Below are 18,007 nucleotides of genomic sequence, written 5' to 3' on the forward strand. Positions count from 1 at the left end.
GTGTTCCGCCTTTTCAAGTAATGAAGTCAGTCGTCCTTGATGATACAGACTAACATGAATGAAACTGGAGGATATCTGATCTTAATGAAGAAGAAAATAACAACTCTATTAATAACATGTGCCTGTGCACTTTCCGTGCTGGGCTCAGCGGCATCAGCAGATGCGGCGACACTGCGCCTTGGCAGTCAAAGTGCAGAGGTCGTGGAAGTACAAGAAAGACTGCATAGCAAAAATTATTTTACGGCTGGAATCAGCGGTTACTATGGTAACCATACGAAAGCTGCCGTCAAGTCATTCCAGCGAGCTTACGGATTAAGTGTGGATGGTGTTGTCGGTCCTAATACGAAGTCCAAGCTTGAGGCTGTTGCTCCAATCAATAACAAGGTGCTTCGGCATTTGGCAGGAATTATACAGGATGAGGCTGGCGGTGAATCCTTGACAGGTAAGATTGCGGTGGGTGCCGTTATTCTGAACCGGGTTCAGAGCAATGCTTTTCCGGACTCCATAACCAACGTCATATTCCAGAAGAATCAATTTACGCCGGCAATGGACGGTAAGCTCAGCAGTCCAACGGCTGCATCCTATGAGGCTGCCCGCAGGGCGCTGACGGGCTATGATCCCTCCAAGGGTGCTCTGTATTTCTATAACCCTAAGACAGCATCCTCGTCGTGGATTAAATCCCGGCCTGTGACGCAAACACTTGGGAATCATGTATTTACGAAATAGCGGATGGATCCAATTCGCTTCTGTATAAAATGCAACAGTTTACTGTAAAGATGGAGATTGTACTGTAATTGGAAAAAGAATGATCCGCTGAAGGATATCATTAGTACTCGATATTGGTAGCTTTCAGCGGATTAATCATAATATATCTGCACTGACATATAGGCAGTGACATCATCGCTATATGAGGCGATTTGTATCCAAATATATCTAAATATACACTTATCTATATTTATAGATACATTCAATTGAATGCAGAACTATGACAGGTGTTGCTTCGGCGACACATTCAAACACAACTGGAGGAATGACATCAATGAGAAAACTGACAAAACGACTAATGATCTGTGCTGCGCTTCTGGGAGCGTATGGAACGGTTGCTGCACCGGCAGGTGCAAGTGCTGCGGTAATGCAGCAGGGAATTCAGAGTGCTGATGTGCTGGACTTGCAGGAAAGACTAAGCAGTATCGGATTTATGAATGCAGGGTCAACAGGATATTACGGTAAGGCAACGGAGCAGGCCGTTCGCTCCTTCCAAAAGCAATTTGGACTCAAGATTGACGGAATCGCAGGGCCAGAGACGATCAGCGTGCTTAAGAAAAAAGCACCGATTAACCAAACCTCACTGAATCAACTAGCCAAGGCCATCCATGGCGAGGCCCGGGGAGAATCCTTTGAAGGTCAAGTAGCGGTCGGAGCAGTGATCTTAAACCGGGTTCAATCGGATGCATTCCCGGACTCCATCACAGAGGTCATTCTGCAGCCAAGACAGTTTACCGCCGTAGATGACGGCCAATACAATTTGGCTCCTGATGAGACTGCGATCAAGGCGGCAAAGAGTGCGCTCAATGGCTGGGATCCGTCAGGTGGAGCTCTGTACTACTATAACCCTGAGATCGCAACCTCCGAATGGAGCAAGGAACGTCCAGCGATCAAGCAGATCGGTAATCATCTGTTTACGAACTAATCCAATATCATATATAAAAAGAAGCTGCCACAAAATTACTGTGGCAGCTTCTTTGCTATAGGTATCAATACAGAGCATACATAATGAACCTCTTTGCAGGCAAGCAGCAAAGGGGTTTTAATTATATACATTTCATTTTATAGAACTCTTTTTGCACCGACGTATTTAGGACCCCAATAGGTATTGTCCAGGCTGTCGATTTTTACACCGGAGGAACTGGTAGCTGAAATAAAATTATTGTTTCCTACATAGATACCGACATGAGAGATCGAGCTTCCTGTTGTCTTGAAGAAGACCAGATCGCCTTGCTGCAGGTTTCCTTTGGATACAGATGAGCCTTGGTTATATTGGGTAGCTGCTGTACGCGGCAGGGATACTCCGTATTTATCGAATACATATTTAACCAGACCAGAGCAGTCGAACCCGCTTGTGGTTGAACCGCCGTAAACATAAGGAACGCCGATGTGATTCATCGCTTCATTTACAATGCTGGTGCCTTTGACATGGTCGTTTGGAATAAGTGCAGGGCTGTATGTTTTACCGGTTGTGCTAATCATGGCCAGCATAAGATCCTTTTTCCAAGTTACGTCATAGCCCATGGCTTCTGATACAAAACGAATGGGTACATATGTACGGTCATTTCGGATGAACACTTGCGTGCCAAGACTTACTTTGCTGCTATTGACCATCGCAGTCGTCTGGTTGGTTTGAATACGAATGGTTGTACCGCCCTTGGACAGCTTGACCACCGTTTCTTTTCCGCTCTTAAATACTTTAATCGTATAGTTCATTTCGTCAGCAAGCATGCGGACCGGCACTTGTGTACTGTAATTCTGATCCAGGAATGGCTCCGCATCTGGGAAATCGATCAGATTACTGTTCACTTGAATATTTACCGTATTGGTACTGGATGAGGATGCATCTGCTTGTCCATTACCCATGATTAACCCAGCTGCGAGCAGGGATGAGAACAACATATATTTACCAAACTTCTTCATTCTGAAAATTTCCTCCAATTGCCTCCGAGGTTAGTTGTCGGGTTCGAGTAGAAGGTACTCTAGCATTTCTTAACTGCTGCATTCACCCCAAATGTTGTAAATCGTCCCCCGTACTATTCTGATAGATTCGGCACACTTTTTTAATATGAATTAACTGTAATTAATATATAATAAATTAAGGTTAAAAAGTATCAAAAATGTTACCTTTGTTTTACTTTTTGTACACCAATTACTGGAATAAAACATAGAAAGAACCGGATTTTTTCGAATAATTTCCGCTAAGTCGGGTAATAAATTGTCATTGATTTGAAACAGGTATCCATTAAAGTAACAATATTGTAACTAAATAAATTGTTTTCGGGACCCATTTTATATCCATATATTGTAATAATTCCAAAAACGAAAATATATTAATAAATTGAGCACCAAAAAACCCTTCGTTAAAATCAACTAAGGGTTTGGTTTGAACTATTATTTATGCTGCATACACTGATTTCACTGATTTCCTGCCGCTGCATTGGAGTGGTTCTGTTTATATATATATACAATGCTAATTCTTTTTTCTGCGTCCTGTCAGAAGCAGCAGCAGGAACGACATAAGTACGATCGCAATCGTCCAGGCCCAAGCCATGACCGTATTCCCGCTGTCCACAGCAATGTATATGGCAGTAGGGACGGTTTGAGTTTTTCCTGGAATATTGCCTGCAAGCATCAGCGTTGCGCCGAACTCACCAAGCGCTCGTGCAAATCCGAGAATATAAGCAGAAATAACAGAAGGCCAGATGAGTGGAAGTGTAATATACCGGAATACCTGCCATTCATTCGCACCGATCGAGCGTCCGGAAGCTTCAAGCTCGGAATCAATGGACGTAAATCCGACCTTCATCGTCTGATACACCAGTGGAAACGAGACGACAACGGCGGCGATGACACAGGCTGTCCATGAGAATACGACAGGTGCGGCAAAGATGGCCTCAATCCATGCTCCGATCCAGCTATTTCTCCCCAGCAGGACGAGCAGCAGAAAGCCTACAACCGTGGGTGGAAGGACCATTGGCAGCATAAACGCTGTTTCTAGCAGCAGCTTTCCTTTGAACTTGCTCTTGGACATCCATCTTGCAGTAAGCCCGCCCATCACAATCGTGATAACACTGGACAATAGGGCAACCAGTAAGGATAAGCGCACAGGAGCCCAGAAGTCATGCCAGTCAAATGAAGCTGACATCATTCAGGCACCGAGAACCCGTATTTAGTAAATACAGCTTGGGCTTCAGAAGACTGTAAAAAGTCATAAACCGCTTTTGCCGCTTCGGGATGCGCACTGTCCAATACCACACCTACAGGGTATGTAATTGCTGTGTAGCTTGAGGGATCGACAGTGTGCACGATCTTCACTTTGCTGGAAGTAAGTGCATCTGTTTTGTATACAAATCCGGCATCGGCATTCCCGGTTTCGACATACTGTAATACTTGCCGCACATCCTTGGCCTGAACTATTTTGGGTTGGAGCTGTTCATATAAGCCAAGCGAAGTAAGCGCCTCTTGTGCATAGCTTCCTGCAGGTACACTTTCAGGTATGCCGAGGGCAACAATCTTGATATCTTCAGCAGTGAGATCCTGCTCAGAGGACATAGGCAGCTCGTTGCTGCTGGATGTAATCAGTACGATCTCGTTGGTTAACAGCGTAGTCGTATTTTCTGTATCCATGAGCCCCTTATCTATAAGGGCCTGCATATTTTTCTCAGCTGCTGACAAAAACAGATCAGCCGGTGCCCCTTGCTCAATCTGCTGCTGAAGAGAGCCGGAGCCGCCAAAGTTGAAGCTGAGCTTTATACCAGGATGAGCTGTCTCAAAGCGAGGCTGTAGTTCCTCCAGTACATCAGTTAAGCTTGCAGCCGCTGAGATCGTCAGCTCTGTGCGTTCAGATGAAGGAGTCGAGGATGCGCTGCTGTCCGAATTGTTATGGTCTGCTGAAGGGTTTGGTGAAGAAGCATTGGGTGATGCACAGGCAGATATGAATACCAGAGCTAGAAGGAAGAAAGAAATCATACTAAGCTTCGTTTGTTTTAACATAATCTCCATCCAATCGATATATTTGATTATAATTAGATATAATTAAATATATTATATTGGTTCTTTGAACAATTACAATACGAGGGTAAGAAAAGAGTATGGTACAATCAATAGCATTAATCATTTGTTATTGCATACCTGACAAGAGGGGTGGTAGATGTGACTGATATTTCCTATACAACCGAGGAAATCGCCCAGCTACTAAAAATATCAAAATTAACGGTGTACGATCTGATTAAGAAGGGGCAGCTTACAGCCTATCGTGTAGGTAAGCAGATGCGGGTCGACCACTCTGATCTTGAGGCGTACAAGCAGCGCTCCAAAGGGGTTGGTCAATATTCTAGTGAGGAGACAAGATCTTTAACTCCGGTGATCGATGCTCCTGCGAATCCACCAGCTGTTCAGGTGACGACTCAGGGAGTAAGGCAAGTGGTGATTACAGGACAAGATATGAGCCTCGATATTTTGGTGCGGCATATAGAGAAGCGCTCGCCTGGCATCAGGCCGCTTAGATCCTACGTAGGCAGCCTGGACAGCTTAATTTCCATGTATCAGGGACATTCCGATATTGTCAGCACCCATCTACTGGACGGAGATACCGGAGAATACAACATTCCTTATATTCGCAAATTGCTGATCGGCTGCTCTTATAAAGTTGTGAATTTGATGAGCAGACGAGCAGGACTATACGTTCAGCCTGGCAATCCTCATGAACTGCATGAGTGGAAGGATCTGGCCAAGCCGGGAATTCGTATGGTGAACCGGGAGCGGGGTGCAGGAGCACGGGTGCTGCTTGAGGAACAGCTTCGTATGCATGGGATCGCTGCCCGAGAGCTAATGGGCTATTATGACGAGGAATCCAATCATTTGGCTGTGGCCGGAAGGGTCGCTTCCAAACAGGCAGATGTCGGAGTAGGCATCGAGAAAGCGGCAACGATTGTGCAAGGGGTGGAATTCATTCCGCTGACGATAGAGAGATATGACCTTGTGTTAATAAACAAGCCCGAGAATGAAGTGCTTATCCGAACTGTTCTGGATATATTGCGTTCCGAGTCCTTTATCCGGGAGCTGGGTTCAATATCGGGATATAATCTATCCCGGACAGGGGAAGTGCTGTTTGAGGCTTGAAATCTGTGAATATATGTAAGAAGGAGCCGAACGCTTGTCGGCTCCTTCTTGCATGTTTGTAGTAACAATTAACGTGCTCCAATATTTGTACCGCTTGGTGTCCCGGCTCCGATCAAATCACTGCCTGAAGCCAGTTTCAAGAAATTGCCCAATACCGGATTTCCGTTTGCGTCACGAGCAACTGCGGGAACAAGAGACTGAAAATCTTCACTGCTGGCGAGCAGCCCCTTCGTATTGACGCTTTTTTTGTTTTTCCACCACACGTTGCTGGATGCTACGTCTGTTCCGCTCGTCTTATCGCTTGCTCCTCCGGCAAAGGATAAATTGTTTGTGAAGATATGCGTACCCTCATCAAATGCAAAATTACTCTGTCCGTTGCTCCAGGATGTATTGTTCTTGAAGTTAATGGAGCCGGGATTGCTGTTAAAAGTAAAGCCGTGCTTCTTGTTTTGGAAAGCAATGCTGTTAACCACCGTATGATTCACCCCGATATCCTCTCCACCCAGCTTAAATCCGTTGCCGTCACTGCTCGTAGTAGACGTTCCGTCCGAGGTTTGACCGTTCTTGTAGGCAATGCTGTTGCGAATCGTTACCGTCCCAATCGGGCCTGTATCATCCTTCGTATAGAGATCCCAGCCATCATCGACATTATAAGCCGCTATACATCCATCAAATACGTTGCCGGGGCCGACCGTAAGCTTAGCAGCAAAGCCGTCAGCATCTTCGCCATTATCAGGGTCGTAATTGTCATGTGAATATGAATTAATAACTTCATTATAAGCGGGCCATTCGCTGTATCCTGCAGTGGACGCATAGCGGCCAAGCTGAATTCCAGTATCTCGGTTATGATGCGCTTCTATATTTTCAATACGGTTATAGTTACCGGCTATATACAGTCCGTTATCACCTGCGCCTTTAATTTCCAAACCTTTCACAAGCCAGTAACTGCCAAACAGCTGCAAACCGCGATTGGTCGAGGCAAAGGATTGGGCTGAAAAGTCAAGGACAGGCTTCTCATTTCCGTAGGCAGCCAGTGTTTTTCTTGCCGTGGCAGAATTGCCGCTGTTATTTCGATCAATTGTAATGGTAGAGGGATAGCTGTAAGTACCGCCGCGCATATAAATTGTGTAGCCTGCTTCAATTTGCGTGAGTGCATGTTCAAGGGTTGTCGGACTTTGGAGTGTCCCGGGATTGCTTGCAGAACCGTTAGGAGCTACATATAAATTCCCGGCAGCTGTGAGAGCCTGTGTATTTTGAGGTCCAGCCTCGGCAATCATTACAGCAGAAGTACTCTCAGCAGATAAACTCGTTAGGGGAAGTAAGGGAAGGGCAAGAGACAGGCTGATTCCGGATACAAGCGTTCGGAAGGCGACAGACTTCCGTTTTGTTTTGTAGTCAAGCAGATTCAATTTCGTCACTACGATTCCTCCTAAAATTTGATATAGATTGGCACCCGTGGTTTGGTAACGGTTGCAATCTGAATCATACGTGATATGGAGGGGTACAGGAATAATCATCTTCACTGCTCATGAGGAATGGAGGTTATATCGGAGACGAGCGGCTCCATCGTTACAGAGCTCACATCATCATAATCATTGCATCAGATGTTATGTCTTGTTCTATCAGCACACATCAAACTCAACAGGCCAAATAATGGAGCCGCGAGGGATGCTACCCTCCTCAAAGGCAGTGAAATGATGATGCAGCTTGGAGTGATGAGGACCCTCTAATATTTTGACCATATATTCGGCGTAAGTGCTGATGTTAACATCAAAGGTTGTACCAAACCGTTCGAGTAAATAGGAGGTTGCTGGTAACGGCAAAGATAAGTGAGAAGCCGTAAGCGGGTTTAACTTTTGTTTGAAGTAATTTGCAATGAGGAGCAGGGAATGACTGTCCTGTGCCACAATGAAGCTGATTTTCTCCGGGTCTGTGCTGGAGTATCTAATATATCCGCTAAGTTTCTCATCAATTAATAAGGCAGTGCTGATCGTACCTGCACCGGGGCTGATCCAATCCTGAATAGATGAACCTGGAATAAGTGCCAGCGGAGAGGAGGCATGCAGATGCTCCCACATCAGTGAGAAAGACGGAATATCTCCCAGCTCAATACGGCGTTCCCTTACTACGGCAATACGATCGGTATAGATGCTCTCCAAAGGAATGTGGACCTGTTCGTCCATCCATGCCTTTCCTTGATATCCGAAGCGAACGTAGTAATGGGGATGACCCAGTACAACGGATAAGGCAAAGTTTTTATGTAAGGCACGATGATGGCCCGCTTCGATTAATGCAGATCCGATACCTTGTTTTTGATAATTAGGATGAACTGCTAGTGGAGACAGAATCAGACCTTGGTAGGTGCTGCCCTGGATACGTATAGGCTGGGGGGTGAATAAAATGTGGCCGATAATCTGCCCATCCAGCTCGCAAACGAGAGACAGCTCCGGATCAAAAGTGCTCCGTGCTCGCAGTATATTGACAAGAACGGCCTCACCCATTCCGTAGCTGTAAGAGAAGGTGAGAGCATGCAGTTCTGTAATGGCATAATAGTCGGATGGATACTCTTGGCGGATGGTCCAATTCATTCGTTCATAGCGCCCCATTTCTATATACTATGCGTACCTGGTTACTTTTTGAGCATAGCTTAAGCAAGCTGCTTCATTTTAATGCATCTAATCAACAATAAAAAAGAATTGCTATCATCTTGGATTTATGAGATAATTGATGTTTGCCTGAATTGGTATTTAGATATCATGGCGTGGATTTACCTTATAAGAAAAATGTTAATGTGGGGGAGTAACCGTGGAGCGATATCCTTTCTCCTATAATCCGACCGAGCCTTTCGTGAAGCAAGTGGGCGATTGGGTGGCGGATGTATTTTATGATATGTTGCCCGAGCATGGTTTTGAAGTGCGGGATGAACAGATTTATATGGCGTATCAGCTGGAAAGAGCCTATGCCGACAAGAAGACGATATTTGCAGAAGCAGGTGTCGGTACGGGGAAGACGCTCGTGTATTTGCTGTATGCGGTGAACTATGCCCGTTATACCCGTAAACCAGCTGTAATTGCTTGTGCGGACGAATCGTTAATTGAGCAGCTCGTCAAGCCGGAAGGCGATATTGCCAAGCTTGCACGCTACTTGGGATTGAACATTGACGCAAGACTGGGGAAATCCCCGGATCAATATATTTGTCTTAAAAAGATGGACGGCGCCCGCCTTAAGGATGAGGATGCCGGTGTAATTGAAGAGGTATATGACAGTCTGCCGGACTTCGTCCATTCGCCTGGAACGCTGCAGACCTTCTCGCCCTATGGGGACAGGAAGGAATATCCCCATCTAAACGATGAGCAGTGGGACAAGATCAGCTGGGATTCTTTCCAGGATTGTTTTGTGTGCGACAAAAGGCATCGCTGCGGGATGACCCTCTCGAGAGATCATTACCGTAAGTCCACCGATCTCATCATTTGTTCTCACGATTATTATATGGAGCATGTCTGGACGTATGAAGGGAGAAAGAGGGAAGGTCAGCTTCCGCTGCTTCCTGAGCACAGCTCTGTCGTGTTTGACGAAGGCCATCTGCTGGAATCTGCTGCACAGCATGCGCTCAGCTATAAGCTGAAGCACACCGCTTTTGAAGAGATGATTACAAGGCTTCTGGATGGAGAAATACGTGAAACGCTCGCTGAGCGGGTAGAGGATGCCATTGACCAAAGTAAAGTGGTATTCAGCTTGGTTCAAGAGCTCAGTACTACCATTCCGGGATCAGATCGAAAAAGAGTGGGTGTTAATGAGGCTTTGCTCATACAGTTAAATCACTGGAATGATACGCTTGAGGCGATTGACGAGGAGCTGGTGTTCGAAAGCGGCCTGCACACACTCAATGAATATAAGCTTCGAATTGTGGAGGTGCACCTTGAGATGATTCAAACTGCTCTCCAGCTGTTCAGACAGCCTGGCAGCTATATTTGCTGGGCAGAAGAGAGCGAGGATGGCGACGTAACGCTAGCTGTTATGCCGCAAAAGGTCAAAGAAGTGCTGGAGCAGCGAGTATTCGGGCTGAATATGCCGATCGTATTCTCCTCTGCAACACTATCCGTAGGACAGTCTTTTGATTATGTCGCTGATAGTCTTGGTATTACCGATTATTTATCGTTCTCCGTGAATTCACCATATAATTATGCCGATCAGATGAGACTGATTGTACCTGAAGAGCTCTGCGAGGCGGGAGAGCTTCGAAGTGAGGTTCTCTTTGCCAAAAAGCTGGCGAGTGCCGCCAAGCTGCTCGCACACTCCGAAGGACGAGCCCTTCTTCTGTTCACTACAATGGAAGAGCTGCGAAGATTCAAGCAGGCTGCAGCCCAGCACCCTTATTTCGCTTCCTATAAGATGCTGTTCGAAGGGGACAGAGAGATCAGCAGCCTAATTGCAGACTTCCAGAACAATGAGGAAACGGTACTCTGTGCAACGAGCTTGTGGGAAGGACTGGACGTACCGGGACCCTCCTTATCCAACGTCATGATCTGGTCACTTCCGTATCCGCCGGAAGATCCGGTATTTATGGCCAAGAGGGAGGCAGCAGAGTCCAGCTATGAGGAAGTGGACATGCCTTATATGCTTCTTAGACTGCGGCAAGGGCTCGGGCGATTGATTCGTTCGTCGTCGGATCAGGGAATTGCCGCTGTGCTTGATCCTGAGATTGTCGCAGATTCGAAGGTCAGAGAACGGGTGGAAGCTGTGCTTCCTCAAGGAGCAGTACTCAGAGTGGAGAAGATATAGCTGCTGAACCACAAACCATTGGCTTGATTTAAATTGAAACGATTAATATAGATAATAAATAAAGGTCAGTGATCTGATTCTTGTAAGTCTCTTGCAGACTTCACGAAGGAGCAGTTACTGACCTTTTTTATACAGGATGTATAGGCTTCCTACTTATCAAAAAAACCTGTGCTGAGGTAGCGTTCGCCTGTATCCGGAGCGATACAGAGCACTTTGTGACCAGCTCCCAGCTGCTTGGCGATCTGCAGCCCGGCCCACACCGATGCGCCGGAAGACGGACCGAGCAGAAGTCCTTCCTCAGCGGCCAGTCGCCGCATGATATCTAGAGCATCCTCGTCCGTTACTTGAATAATCTCATCCCACACATGGGTGTTGACGATGGAAGGAATAAACCCGGGGCTCGTCCCGACCAGTTTATGAGGGCCAGGCTCACCGCCGGACAATACGGGGGACCCCGCAGGTTCAACTGCATAGATCCGAATGTCTGAAATCTGACGGCGGAGCTCTTCACCGGTTCCTGTAATGGTTCCGCCGGTTCCCGAAGTCGCTACAAAAGCATCTAATTTCCCATCCATCTGGGTCATGATTTCGAGTGCTGTTGTCGTTCGGTGAGCATCCGGATTGGCTTGATTCTCAAATTGCTGCGGGATGAAGCTCCCCGGTATGGCTTCTTTAAGCTCCAGCGCTTTTTGAATCGCTCCGGGCATACGCTCGGCAGCAGGAGTGAGTACAACCTCTGCGCCGTACGCCTTGAGTATGTTAATTCGTTCTTTGCTCATGTTATCAGGCATGACTAGAATTGCTTTATACCCTTTGGCTGCGGCGTTCATAGCCAGACCGATGCCTGTGTTTCCGCTGGTAGGCTCTATAATGGTTGCGCCAGGCTGAAGAAGGCCGCGGAGTTCCGCCTGTCTGATCAGATTGGCTGCCGCACGGTCCTTCACACTGCCGCTGGGATTGAAGTATTCGAGCTTGACGTATACATCAGCATGATCGGCTTTCGGTAGACGATTCAGCCTGACGACCGGAGTGTTACCGATCAATTCGGTTACATTGTTTACAACGAGGCGCTTGCCTGATTTCGGCACGGCAGAATGATTTTGATCATGCATGTGAAAGTCCCCTTTAGTTAATACCCTATTATTTCAGTAGGAATATATATCTTCTAATATCATACGAACAGAAAGACAGCTCCGTCAAGACAGCTCCGTCAAGACAGCTCCGTCAAGACAGCTCCGTCAAGACAGCTCCGTCAAGACAGCTCCGTCAAGACAGCTCCGTCAGGTCAATGCCCAGCCGTTCGCTCATTTCCTTCATGACTTCGGTCTTGCAGAAGGTCCACAGTAAATATAGGCGCCGGTGATATCCCCGGCACAGGTAGCGCATTTCAAATCCTTCCCTCAGCTTGTTCTCCTCGTAAATGCGGATCCCGCCTCTACGCATCTGTATCCGGATATCCGTCAAATTTCGGGTTACATCCATCTGGATGCGGGTTAAATGATGGACATACAGCTGAGGCATATGCAAAGAAACATGCTGTATGGTATGAATGTCCTGTTCAAGCACATCCAGCATGAGAATGTGCATCATATATTTTTTGACCAGCAAATGATCTGCTTCACTGGGGACCGGGGCGGTGGATGATGTAGACATCCCGTTCACTTCCTTACTGATATGTAGTTGAATCCGTTTCATACTATTCTTTGAATTATATTTACAGAACATATGTTCCTGTAATATTATATTCAATATAAGATCTGTTTATGCGGTCTGACAAGTGGAAATTGCATACATACGGATGGGGAGAGGGGTTTGATGAAGCGATGATTCATCATCTAGAGATCTATGTCTCTGATTTGGAGAGAAGCACTGAATTCTGGGGATGGCTTCTAACGGAGCTGGGATATGAGCAGTATCAGAAATGGGAGAAGGGAATAAGCTGGAGATTTGGAGCGGCTTATCTTGTATTTGTACAGGCCGAGGACCGATTTCTTGATGTCCCGTATCACAGATGCAGAGTAGGGCTTAATCATCTTGCTTTTCACGCCGAATCAAGAGCGCAGGTCGATTCGCTTACCCGTCAGATGAGGGATAGAGGAGTTCCGATCTTGTACGAGAATCTTCACCCTTATGCGGGAGGAGAGCAGTATTACGCTGTATATTTTGAAGATCCTGACCGAATTAAGGTAGAGCTTACAGCACCATCGGAGAATACATACAGCTAATTGACAATGGATAAGAGAAAGGCAGCATCGATCAATGATGATCAATGCTGCCTGGATTAATCGGTTTTATGCCATATATTGCGGTTTATCGTAGAGTGCGTCCTTCTCTAATATGACCTTGTACGGGCGTTCCTTGCCTTTCAAGGAAGGGCCAAGCGTGACAATGGGCACCTCGGGCTTCTTGAAACTGTTGCCGCTGTCACCTTCCGGTACAGATCCGGTTGTTTCGCGGGCGGCACTCAGACGTACCTTTGGGGCTCCTCTTTTTTTGGTGAGCCTCTGTCTGATTGGTTTCATCCCAACTCTCCTCCTAACAGGTCGTGAATAGCACTAAATAATTGACGATTATCGCGGTCAATTTGCTGGAATAGATCATCACCTGCCTCGAGGTGTCCAACAAGATGCACGGTAAATACATAACCACTTGCTACAGGATAGCACAGCATATACTCTTTCTCAAGATAATCATCGTACAGATTCACCTTAATTTTGTTCTCCTTGTACGCATCAACGACAAGAATTCGACTGGGATCATCCGGCGTTTTGCCATCATTGATATTCATAGGATAACGCCTCCCGATCTCACCGACATTTCCGGCTACCTGCTCAATATATCCGGATAGAGACACCCGGTGCACCGTGGTACCGCGTACGAGAAAGTGCGGCCGAGATACAAAGGCTGTTCTTAGTGTATCGCTCATACGATGGAGCATTTGATCATCGATTTTGCGGGAACGCAGCAGTTCACGAAAGAAACGAAGCAGCTTCAGGAGCTGAATGCGTTTATTCTCTTCCTCCTGCTTTACTTTATTCACTTTCTCTGTTAAATACATATCCGACCAAGGGCCTAATCTTTCCATCATGTCTGCAATTTTGTGACAGGCTACCGATACAGCGGGTGCCCAGTTGCTATCTGAACGAATCTCATAAGTCAGGGAACCTAGACCAAGAAGATCGCTGGGCATTCGCATGCCTTCGATATCCTTACTGCTATCCAGCTCGTTAACATGCTCAGGTAATATAAAGAATATGCGTCCTCTTCCCAATCGGCTCATAAAAAGACCCATTTCAAACAGGGTATTGTCCCGTACCGTGGCGTACATTTTTCCTCGAATACTGGTGATGTCATCCGGGTGGAAAATAAAAATGGCGAAATCACTGCTTCGAACCTGCTTCTCCAGATCCTCCATCGTATAGCTGCTAGGGTTAAAAACGCCGGCATACCATGGAGTGACTTCAGCAGCATACCTTAAATTCTCATGTACAGCTGCGGCAATAGGCTTCGCTTCAAGGGAACATCCGATGAACGCTCTAGGCTTTATCGTCTTCATAGTCCGCTCCGCCTCGCTTACGGGATATGTTTTTTAAGATCTTTTTCTATATTATACCATTTACCCGAATTTGACGAACCGAAAAGCATCACATTCTGAAGAAAGAGACGTAAGAACTAGAAGTATGAGACTTAAGACGATATTATGATTATTAATAGTCTATTCGCCGTTACATGAAGTGGACATGATGCATGTAATAAAGTGAGTATAAATTACCAAGCAGGCACCGTTTCTGGTATGTTATAATTAGTTTAATCATATATTAAAGAACTGACTCTATGCACGAATATATGATTACTAACAGAAAGGATCTGGATACCATGAGTCCCCGAAGGATGAAGCCCCAAAGGACAATTTGGAAACGAAACGATTCCTCGTATACGTAGCTTCCCTTACGCGATTAGTAAAAGTCACTAGTTAAATGACCAACTATGCGTAGGGAGAGGTAAGCCAAATGAATATTCGAAGGATGAACTCCTCTCAGCTTTCCTTACGCATTAGTTTCGGTCTGTTTCTGACCAAACTACAAACAATGCGAGGGAATCTGTATGAGGACAAAGCAAAAACTTCTGTTTTGGAATAAGACGGCTGTAACATCACAAGAACAACCTGTTTCATTCGAAAACAGAAAAAGGACGGCTGTAAGTGAGGCCGTACGATCAATGTTTAATTTGAATGAGCTCAAAAGTATCGGATTGATGCTGTTTGGGACGATGCTGATGGCGTTTGCCTTTTATCACATCAACTATGTGAATCATTTGTCGGAAGGTGGATTTGTAGGATTAGCCCTGCTTGGCAGTTACGTGGCCGGTTGGTCTCCTGCACTTACCAGCTTGCTGCTGGATATTCCAGTCATTCTGATTGCCTGGTATTTCATGGGCCGGAAGTATATGCTCAAAGCCATGCTGGGAGCTTTATCTTTCTCCTTATTTTATGAATGGTGCGAACGGTATTCACCTCTCGTCATTGATCTCCAGGGAAGTCTGCTGGCAGCGGCCCTTATATCTGGTATTCTAACCGGAGTCGGAGCAGGGATCGTTATTGCGAGTGGAAGCGCGACGGGCGGAGATGACATTCTGGCGGTGCTCGTCAGCAAGTGGAGCCGAATGAAGATCGGATCGGTGTTCTTTATTTTTGACGGGATTGTACTTCTATTGTCACTACTCTTTATGCCGCTCAAAGAAACGCTGTATACGGTGCTTGCGGTGTGGATCGCAAGTAAGTTCATTACCCTGATTACTCAAGCAGCAGCTAAGAAGAAGCGGCCCAAAATTGAGAGGGAGATCTTACAGCCGAAGCCGGCCAAGACCGATGTTACACGATTACTATTACCGAAGCCTGCAGCTGCAACTGCGTCTGTTTCGTATTTACCAATTAGAACGAAGGATACCAAGCATCACGTATCCACCGCGGTGGTCAAGAAGTCAAGTGCTGCCGGAGGATAGACGATATTTTGGTATTGATAATACAGTTGAACATTGATGATAAGATTAAGAAGGATCTGCATGCATGCAGATCCTTTTTTGCGTTGTCTTCACAATAGTCGCTGCTTCTAAAAATCGGATATCAAATTTAGTCACAGGTGCCAATGTGAATACAGCGCAGCTCTTCTAAAATAAAGTAAATCAAAGGAGAGAGGAGTACAAATGGATGGATCGTTGGGGAGCATTCGTGAAGAGTATGGGAGACATTTCGGTTCATGAAATAGGGGGAAGTCTGAAAGGTCTTCGATTTGCAGTGAAGGACGTCTATGATATTCAAAATCATGTGAGCAGTGCTGGAAATCCTGACTTCCAACGTACACATCATCCAGCCAAGAATTATGCACCTATCCTGTTACGAATATTGGAAGAGGGAGCTCAACTCGTAGGTGCAACACATACGGACGAGCTCATGTTCGGACTGAACGGCGAGAATGAACATTGGGGTACTCCGGTTAATCCTAAGGCACAAGGCCGTATTCCAGGAGGGTCGTCAAGCGGGTCTGCTGTGTCGGTTGCTGCTGAGATGGTTCATTTTGCGTTAGGAACAGATACAGCGGGATCTGTCCGAGTTCCTTCCAGCTATTGCGGAGTATACGGTATTCGGCCTACATGGGGATGCCTGTCATTGACTGGAGTCGTCCCTCTAGCCCCTAGTTTTGATACGCCGGGCTGGATGGCAAACGAAATAGAGACCATGCTGAAAGTGGGAAAGACGTTATTTGAAGGTGATGCGCGAGAAGATGATCGGAACGAGCTTAGGTTTGTATGGGCATCGGATATGTGGGATCTGGTAGACGAGCAAGTACAAGAAGAATTGGGTGTGAGATTTGGGCAACTACGCTCAGCACTGAATTGTGATGAAGAAGCGATAACCGAAGGGATGCAATTCGAGCTAATGGATTGGGTTCGAGCCTTTCGTACATTACAGGGATATGAGATATGGAGAACACACGGACCTTGGATCGAGGAAGTAAACCCGCGATTTGGAGCTGCTGTTCGCGAGCGTTTTGAATGGGCTGAAGGAATACAAGCTGAAGATGCCGAGTTGGCACGGGAAGATGTCAAGCAAGTCCGAGCATTTCTTCATGAGAAGCTGCAAAAGAATACGGTGCTAATTGTGCCGACAACTCCGAGCATAGCCCCTCAAATTGGACTCACGGGCAAGGAAGCAGAACGGATAAGAATTAGCACAATGCAGCTCTGCTGTGTAGCTGGAATAGGCGGGTTACCCCAAGTTAACGTTCCATGGATGGAGGTTCAGGGATATCCTTTCGGCTTATCATTTATTGCTGGACCGGGCCGGGATATGGATCTCTTGCGGCTTATCGCTAATATCGAATCTGAGCTGAAGCTGGTTCTCCGAAAGGGGCATATTCGATGAAATATGTGAGCTTTATTCAGGATGGAATAGAGCAGGCTGGCATTCAAGTTGAGCAGGGTGTCATTTCAATAGAGATGATGAATCGAATCTACAAGACGGACTGGCCGACAGATATGATGTCCTTGCTGCGAGAAGAAAGGCTTGATGAGCTGAATAGCTGGATCATGAGCAGATCTTTTATTAATGAATTACCAGGTCTCGAAATGGCTTCCCCGGATGAGATTTACTTTGCTCCCTTGTATCGTAATCCTGGAAAAATATATGGAATAGGCTTTAACTATACCTCCAGTTATGAAGAACTTACTGCGTTCAGGAATCAAAAAGAACGTGAGGAACCTGTAGGATTTTTCAAACCAAGCACCAGCTTAATTGGTCCCGGGGACGATATTCGGCTTCCAGAGCAATCTAAGCGAGTCATCGCAGAGGCAGAGCTTGCGATCGTTATTGGCAAAGCTTGCAGTCATGTGTCCGAAGAGATCGCGACTGGCTGTATTGCAGGCTATGTTGCCGTGCTTGATATTGGTGCGGATGATATACATCAAAAAAACCCCCGATTCTTAACTCGCTCCAAAAGCTTCGATACTTTCTTCAGTCTGGGTTCTGAGCTGCTAACACCGGATGAGGTCGATCCGTTTGCGGAGATCCAGATTGCGACGATAAGAAATGGACAGGTTGAAGCACAAAAAAAGGCTGGCCTAATGAGGTACACACCTGCACATGTAGTATCTTTTCATTCCGAGCACATGACACTTCTTCCCGGAGATATCATCATGACGGGAACTCCTGGAGCCTGCATTATTCGTGAGGGTGATCATGTCGAATGTCGAATAGATGGTTTTATGCCTCTCGTCAATGGCGTTTCAAGAACAATCAAACGGACAGATGCTTAAAAAATTTGCAGGAAAGGAAGATAGA

At 46.3% G+C, this 18,007-nt stretch carries 17 protein-coding genes and 1 riboswitch; of the genes, 8 read left to right on the forward strand and 9 right to left on the reverse strand.

All coding sequences use genetic code 11. The features are described 5' to 3' along the window. Positions 1-84: 84 nt before the first annotated feature. Positions 85-726, forward strand: a complete 642-nt coding sequence (locus TCA2_RS07610; RefSeq protein ID WP_047910977.1) for a cell wall hydrolase — start codon at positions 85-87, stop codon at positions 724-726. 313 nt (positions 727-1,039) lie between these two features. Beyond that, a complete protein-coding gene (locus TCA2_RS07615; RefSeq protein WP_047910978.1) occupies positions 1,040-1,690 on the forward strand; it encodes a cell wall hydrolase in 651 nt (216 codons plus the stop codon). A 137-nt stretch (positions 1,691-1,827) separates the two neighbouring features. On the opposite strand, the gene TCA2_RS27380 is transcribed toward TCA2_RS07615, so the two are convergent. The 3 genes from TCA2_RS27380 to modA form a co-directional block, all read right to left on the reverse strand. Next, positions 1,828-2,688: an NlpC/P60 family protein gene (locus TCA2_RS27380; protein ID WP_052511812.1), complete on the reverse strand. Its 861-nt coding sequence runs from the start codon at positions 2,686-2,688 to the stop codon at positions 1,828-1,830. Positions 2,689-2,693: 5 nt separating this feature from the next. After that, positions 2,694-2,831: riboswitch (cyclic di-AMP (ydaO/yuaA leader) on the reverse strand. Between the two features lie 407 nt (positions 2,832-3,238). Next, on the reverse strand, positions 3,239-3,916 hold the full coding sequence (gene modB / locus TCA2_RS07625; RefSeq protein ID WP_047910979.1) for a molybdate ABC transporter permease subunit: 678 nt from the start codon (positions 3,914-3,916) through the stop codon (positions 3,239-3,241). Then, positions 3,913-4,761, reverse strand: a complete 849-nt coding sequence (modA, locus tag TCA2_RS07630) for a molybdate ABC transporter substrate-binding protein (RefSeq protein ID WP_047910980.1) — start codon at positions 4,759-4,761, stop codon at positions 3,913-3,915. Before modA ends, modB begins: the two co-directional genes overlap by 4 nt. A gap of 159 nt (positions 4,762-4,920) precedes the next feature. Here modA and TCA2_RS07635 point away from each other — a divergent pair, with 159 nt between their 5' ends. Continuing rightward, a complete protein-coding gene (locus TCA2_RS07635) occupies positions 4,921-5,889 on the forward strand; it encodes a helix-turn-helix transcriptional regulator (RefSeq protein WP_047910981.1) in 969 nt (322 codons plus the stop codon). A gap of 68 nt (positions 5,890-5,957) precedes the next feature. Here TCA2_RS07635 and TCA2_RS07640 read toward each other — a convergent pair whose 3' ends face one another. Beyond that, the gene (locus TCA2_RS07640) at positions 5,958-7,166 is read right to left on the reverse strand and encodes a right-handed parallel beta-helix repeat-containing protein (RefSeq protein ID WP_047911236.1); all 1,209 of its coding nucleotides are present in this window, start codon (positions 7,164-7,166) and stop codon (positions 5,958-5,960) included. A 345-nt stretch (positions 7,167-7,511) separates the two neighbouring features. Next, on the reverse strand, positions 7,512-8,477 hold the full coding sequence (locus TCA2_RS26090; RefSeq protein ID WP_052511814.1) for a GNAT family N-acetyltransferase: 966 nt from the start codon (positions 8,475-8,477) through the stop codon (positions 7,512-7,514). A 217-nt stretch (positions 8,478-8,694) separates the two neighbouring features. Here TCA2_RS26090 and TCA2_RS07650 point away from each other — a divergent pair, with 217 nt between their 5' ends. Continuing rightward, positions 8,695-10,671 carry an ATP-dependent DNA helicase gene (locus TCA2_RS07650; protein WP_047910982.1) on the forward strand — a complete coding sequence of 659 codons (1,977 nt, stop codon included), beginning with the start codon at positions 8,695-8,697 and terminating at the stop codon, positions 10,669-10,671. A gap of 149 nt (positions 10,672-10,820) precedes the next feature. Here the strand turns inward: TCA2_RS07650 and cysK are convergent, their stop codons facing one another. Then, entirely contained in the window at positions 10,821-11,783 is a 963-nt protein-coding gene (gene cysK / locus TCA2_RS07655; RefSeq protein WP_047910983.1) for a cysteine synthase A, read from the reverse strand. Between the two features lie 154 nt (positions 11,784-11,937). Continuing rightward, positions 11,938-12,324 (reverse strand): hypothetical protein, encoded by a 387-nt coding sequence (locus tag TCA2_RS07660; RefSeq protein ID WP_052511816.1) that lies wholly within the window; start codon positions 12,322-12,324, stop codon positions 11,938-11,940. A 170-nt stretch (positions 12,325-12,494) separates the two neighbouring features. Here TCA2_RS07660 and TCA2_RS07665 point away from each other — a divergent pair, with 170 nt between their 5' ends. Continuing rightward, the gene (locus TCA2_RS07665; protein WP_047911238.1) at positions 12,495-12,896 is read left to right on the forward strand and encodes a VOC family protein; all 402 of its coding nucleotides are present in this window, start codon (positions 12,495-12,497) and stop codon (positions 12,894-12,896) included. A gap of 66 nt (positions 12,897-12,962) precedes the next feature. On the opposite strand, the gene TCA2_RS07670 is transcribed toward TCA2_RS07665, so the two are convergent. Both TCA2_RS07670 and TCA2_RS07675 read right to left on the reverse strand, forming a co-directional pair. Then, positions 12,963-13,193, reverse strand: a complete 231-nt coding sequence (locus TCA2_RS07670; protein ID WP_047910985.1) for a hypothetical protein — start codon at positions 13,191-13,193, stop codon at positions 12,963-12,965. Next, positions 13,190-14,227 (reverse strand): nucleotide-binding protein, encoded by a 1,038-nt coding sequence (locus tag TCA2_RS07675; protein ID WP_047910986.1) that lies wholly within the window; start codon positions 14,225-14,227, stop codon positions 13,190-13,192. Before TCA2_RS07675 ends, TCA2_RS07670 begins: the two co-directional genes overlap by 4 nt. Before the next feature lie 662 nt (positions 14,228-14,889). On the opposite strand from TCA2_RS07675, the gene TCA2_RS07680 reads away from it, so the two are divergent. The 3 genes from TCA2_RS07680 to TCA2_RS07690 all read left to right on the forward strand — a co-directional run bounded on the left by TCA2_RS07680 (position 14,890) and on the right by TCA2_RS07690 (position 17,982). After that, positions 14,890-15,672 carry a YitT family protein gene (locus tag TCA2_RS07680; RefSeq protein WP_370510324.1) on the forward strand — a complete coding sequence of 261 codons (783 nt, stop codon included), beginning with the start codon at positions 14,890-14,892 and terminating at the stop codon, positions 15,670-15,672. A gap of 205 nt (positions 15,673-15,877) precedes the next feature. Then, positions 15,878-17,092: an amidase gene (locus TCA2_RS07685; protein WP_047910987.1), complete on the forward strand. Its 1,215-nt coding sequence runs from the start codon at positions 15,878-15,880 to the stop codon at positions 17,090-17,092. Continuing rightward, the gene (locus TCA2_RS07690) at positions 17,089-17,982 is read left to right on the forward strand and encodes a fumarylacetoacetate hydrolase family protein (protein WP_047910988.1); all 894 of its coding nucleotides are present in this window, start codon (positions 17,089-17,091) and stop codon (positions 17,980-17,982) included. The genes TCA2_RS07685 and TCA2_RS07690 overlap by 4 nt, the downstream gene beginning before the upstream one ends. Positions 17,983-18,007 lie beyond the last annotated feature (25 nt).

The organism is Paenibacillus sp. TCA20, assembly GCF_000732325.1.
Taxonomy (GTDB): Bacteria; Bacillota; Bacilli; order Paenibacillales; family Paenibacillaceae; genus Paenibacillus; species Paenibacillus urinalis.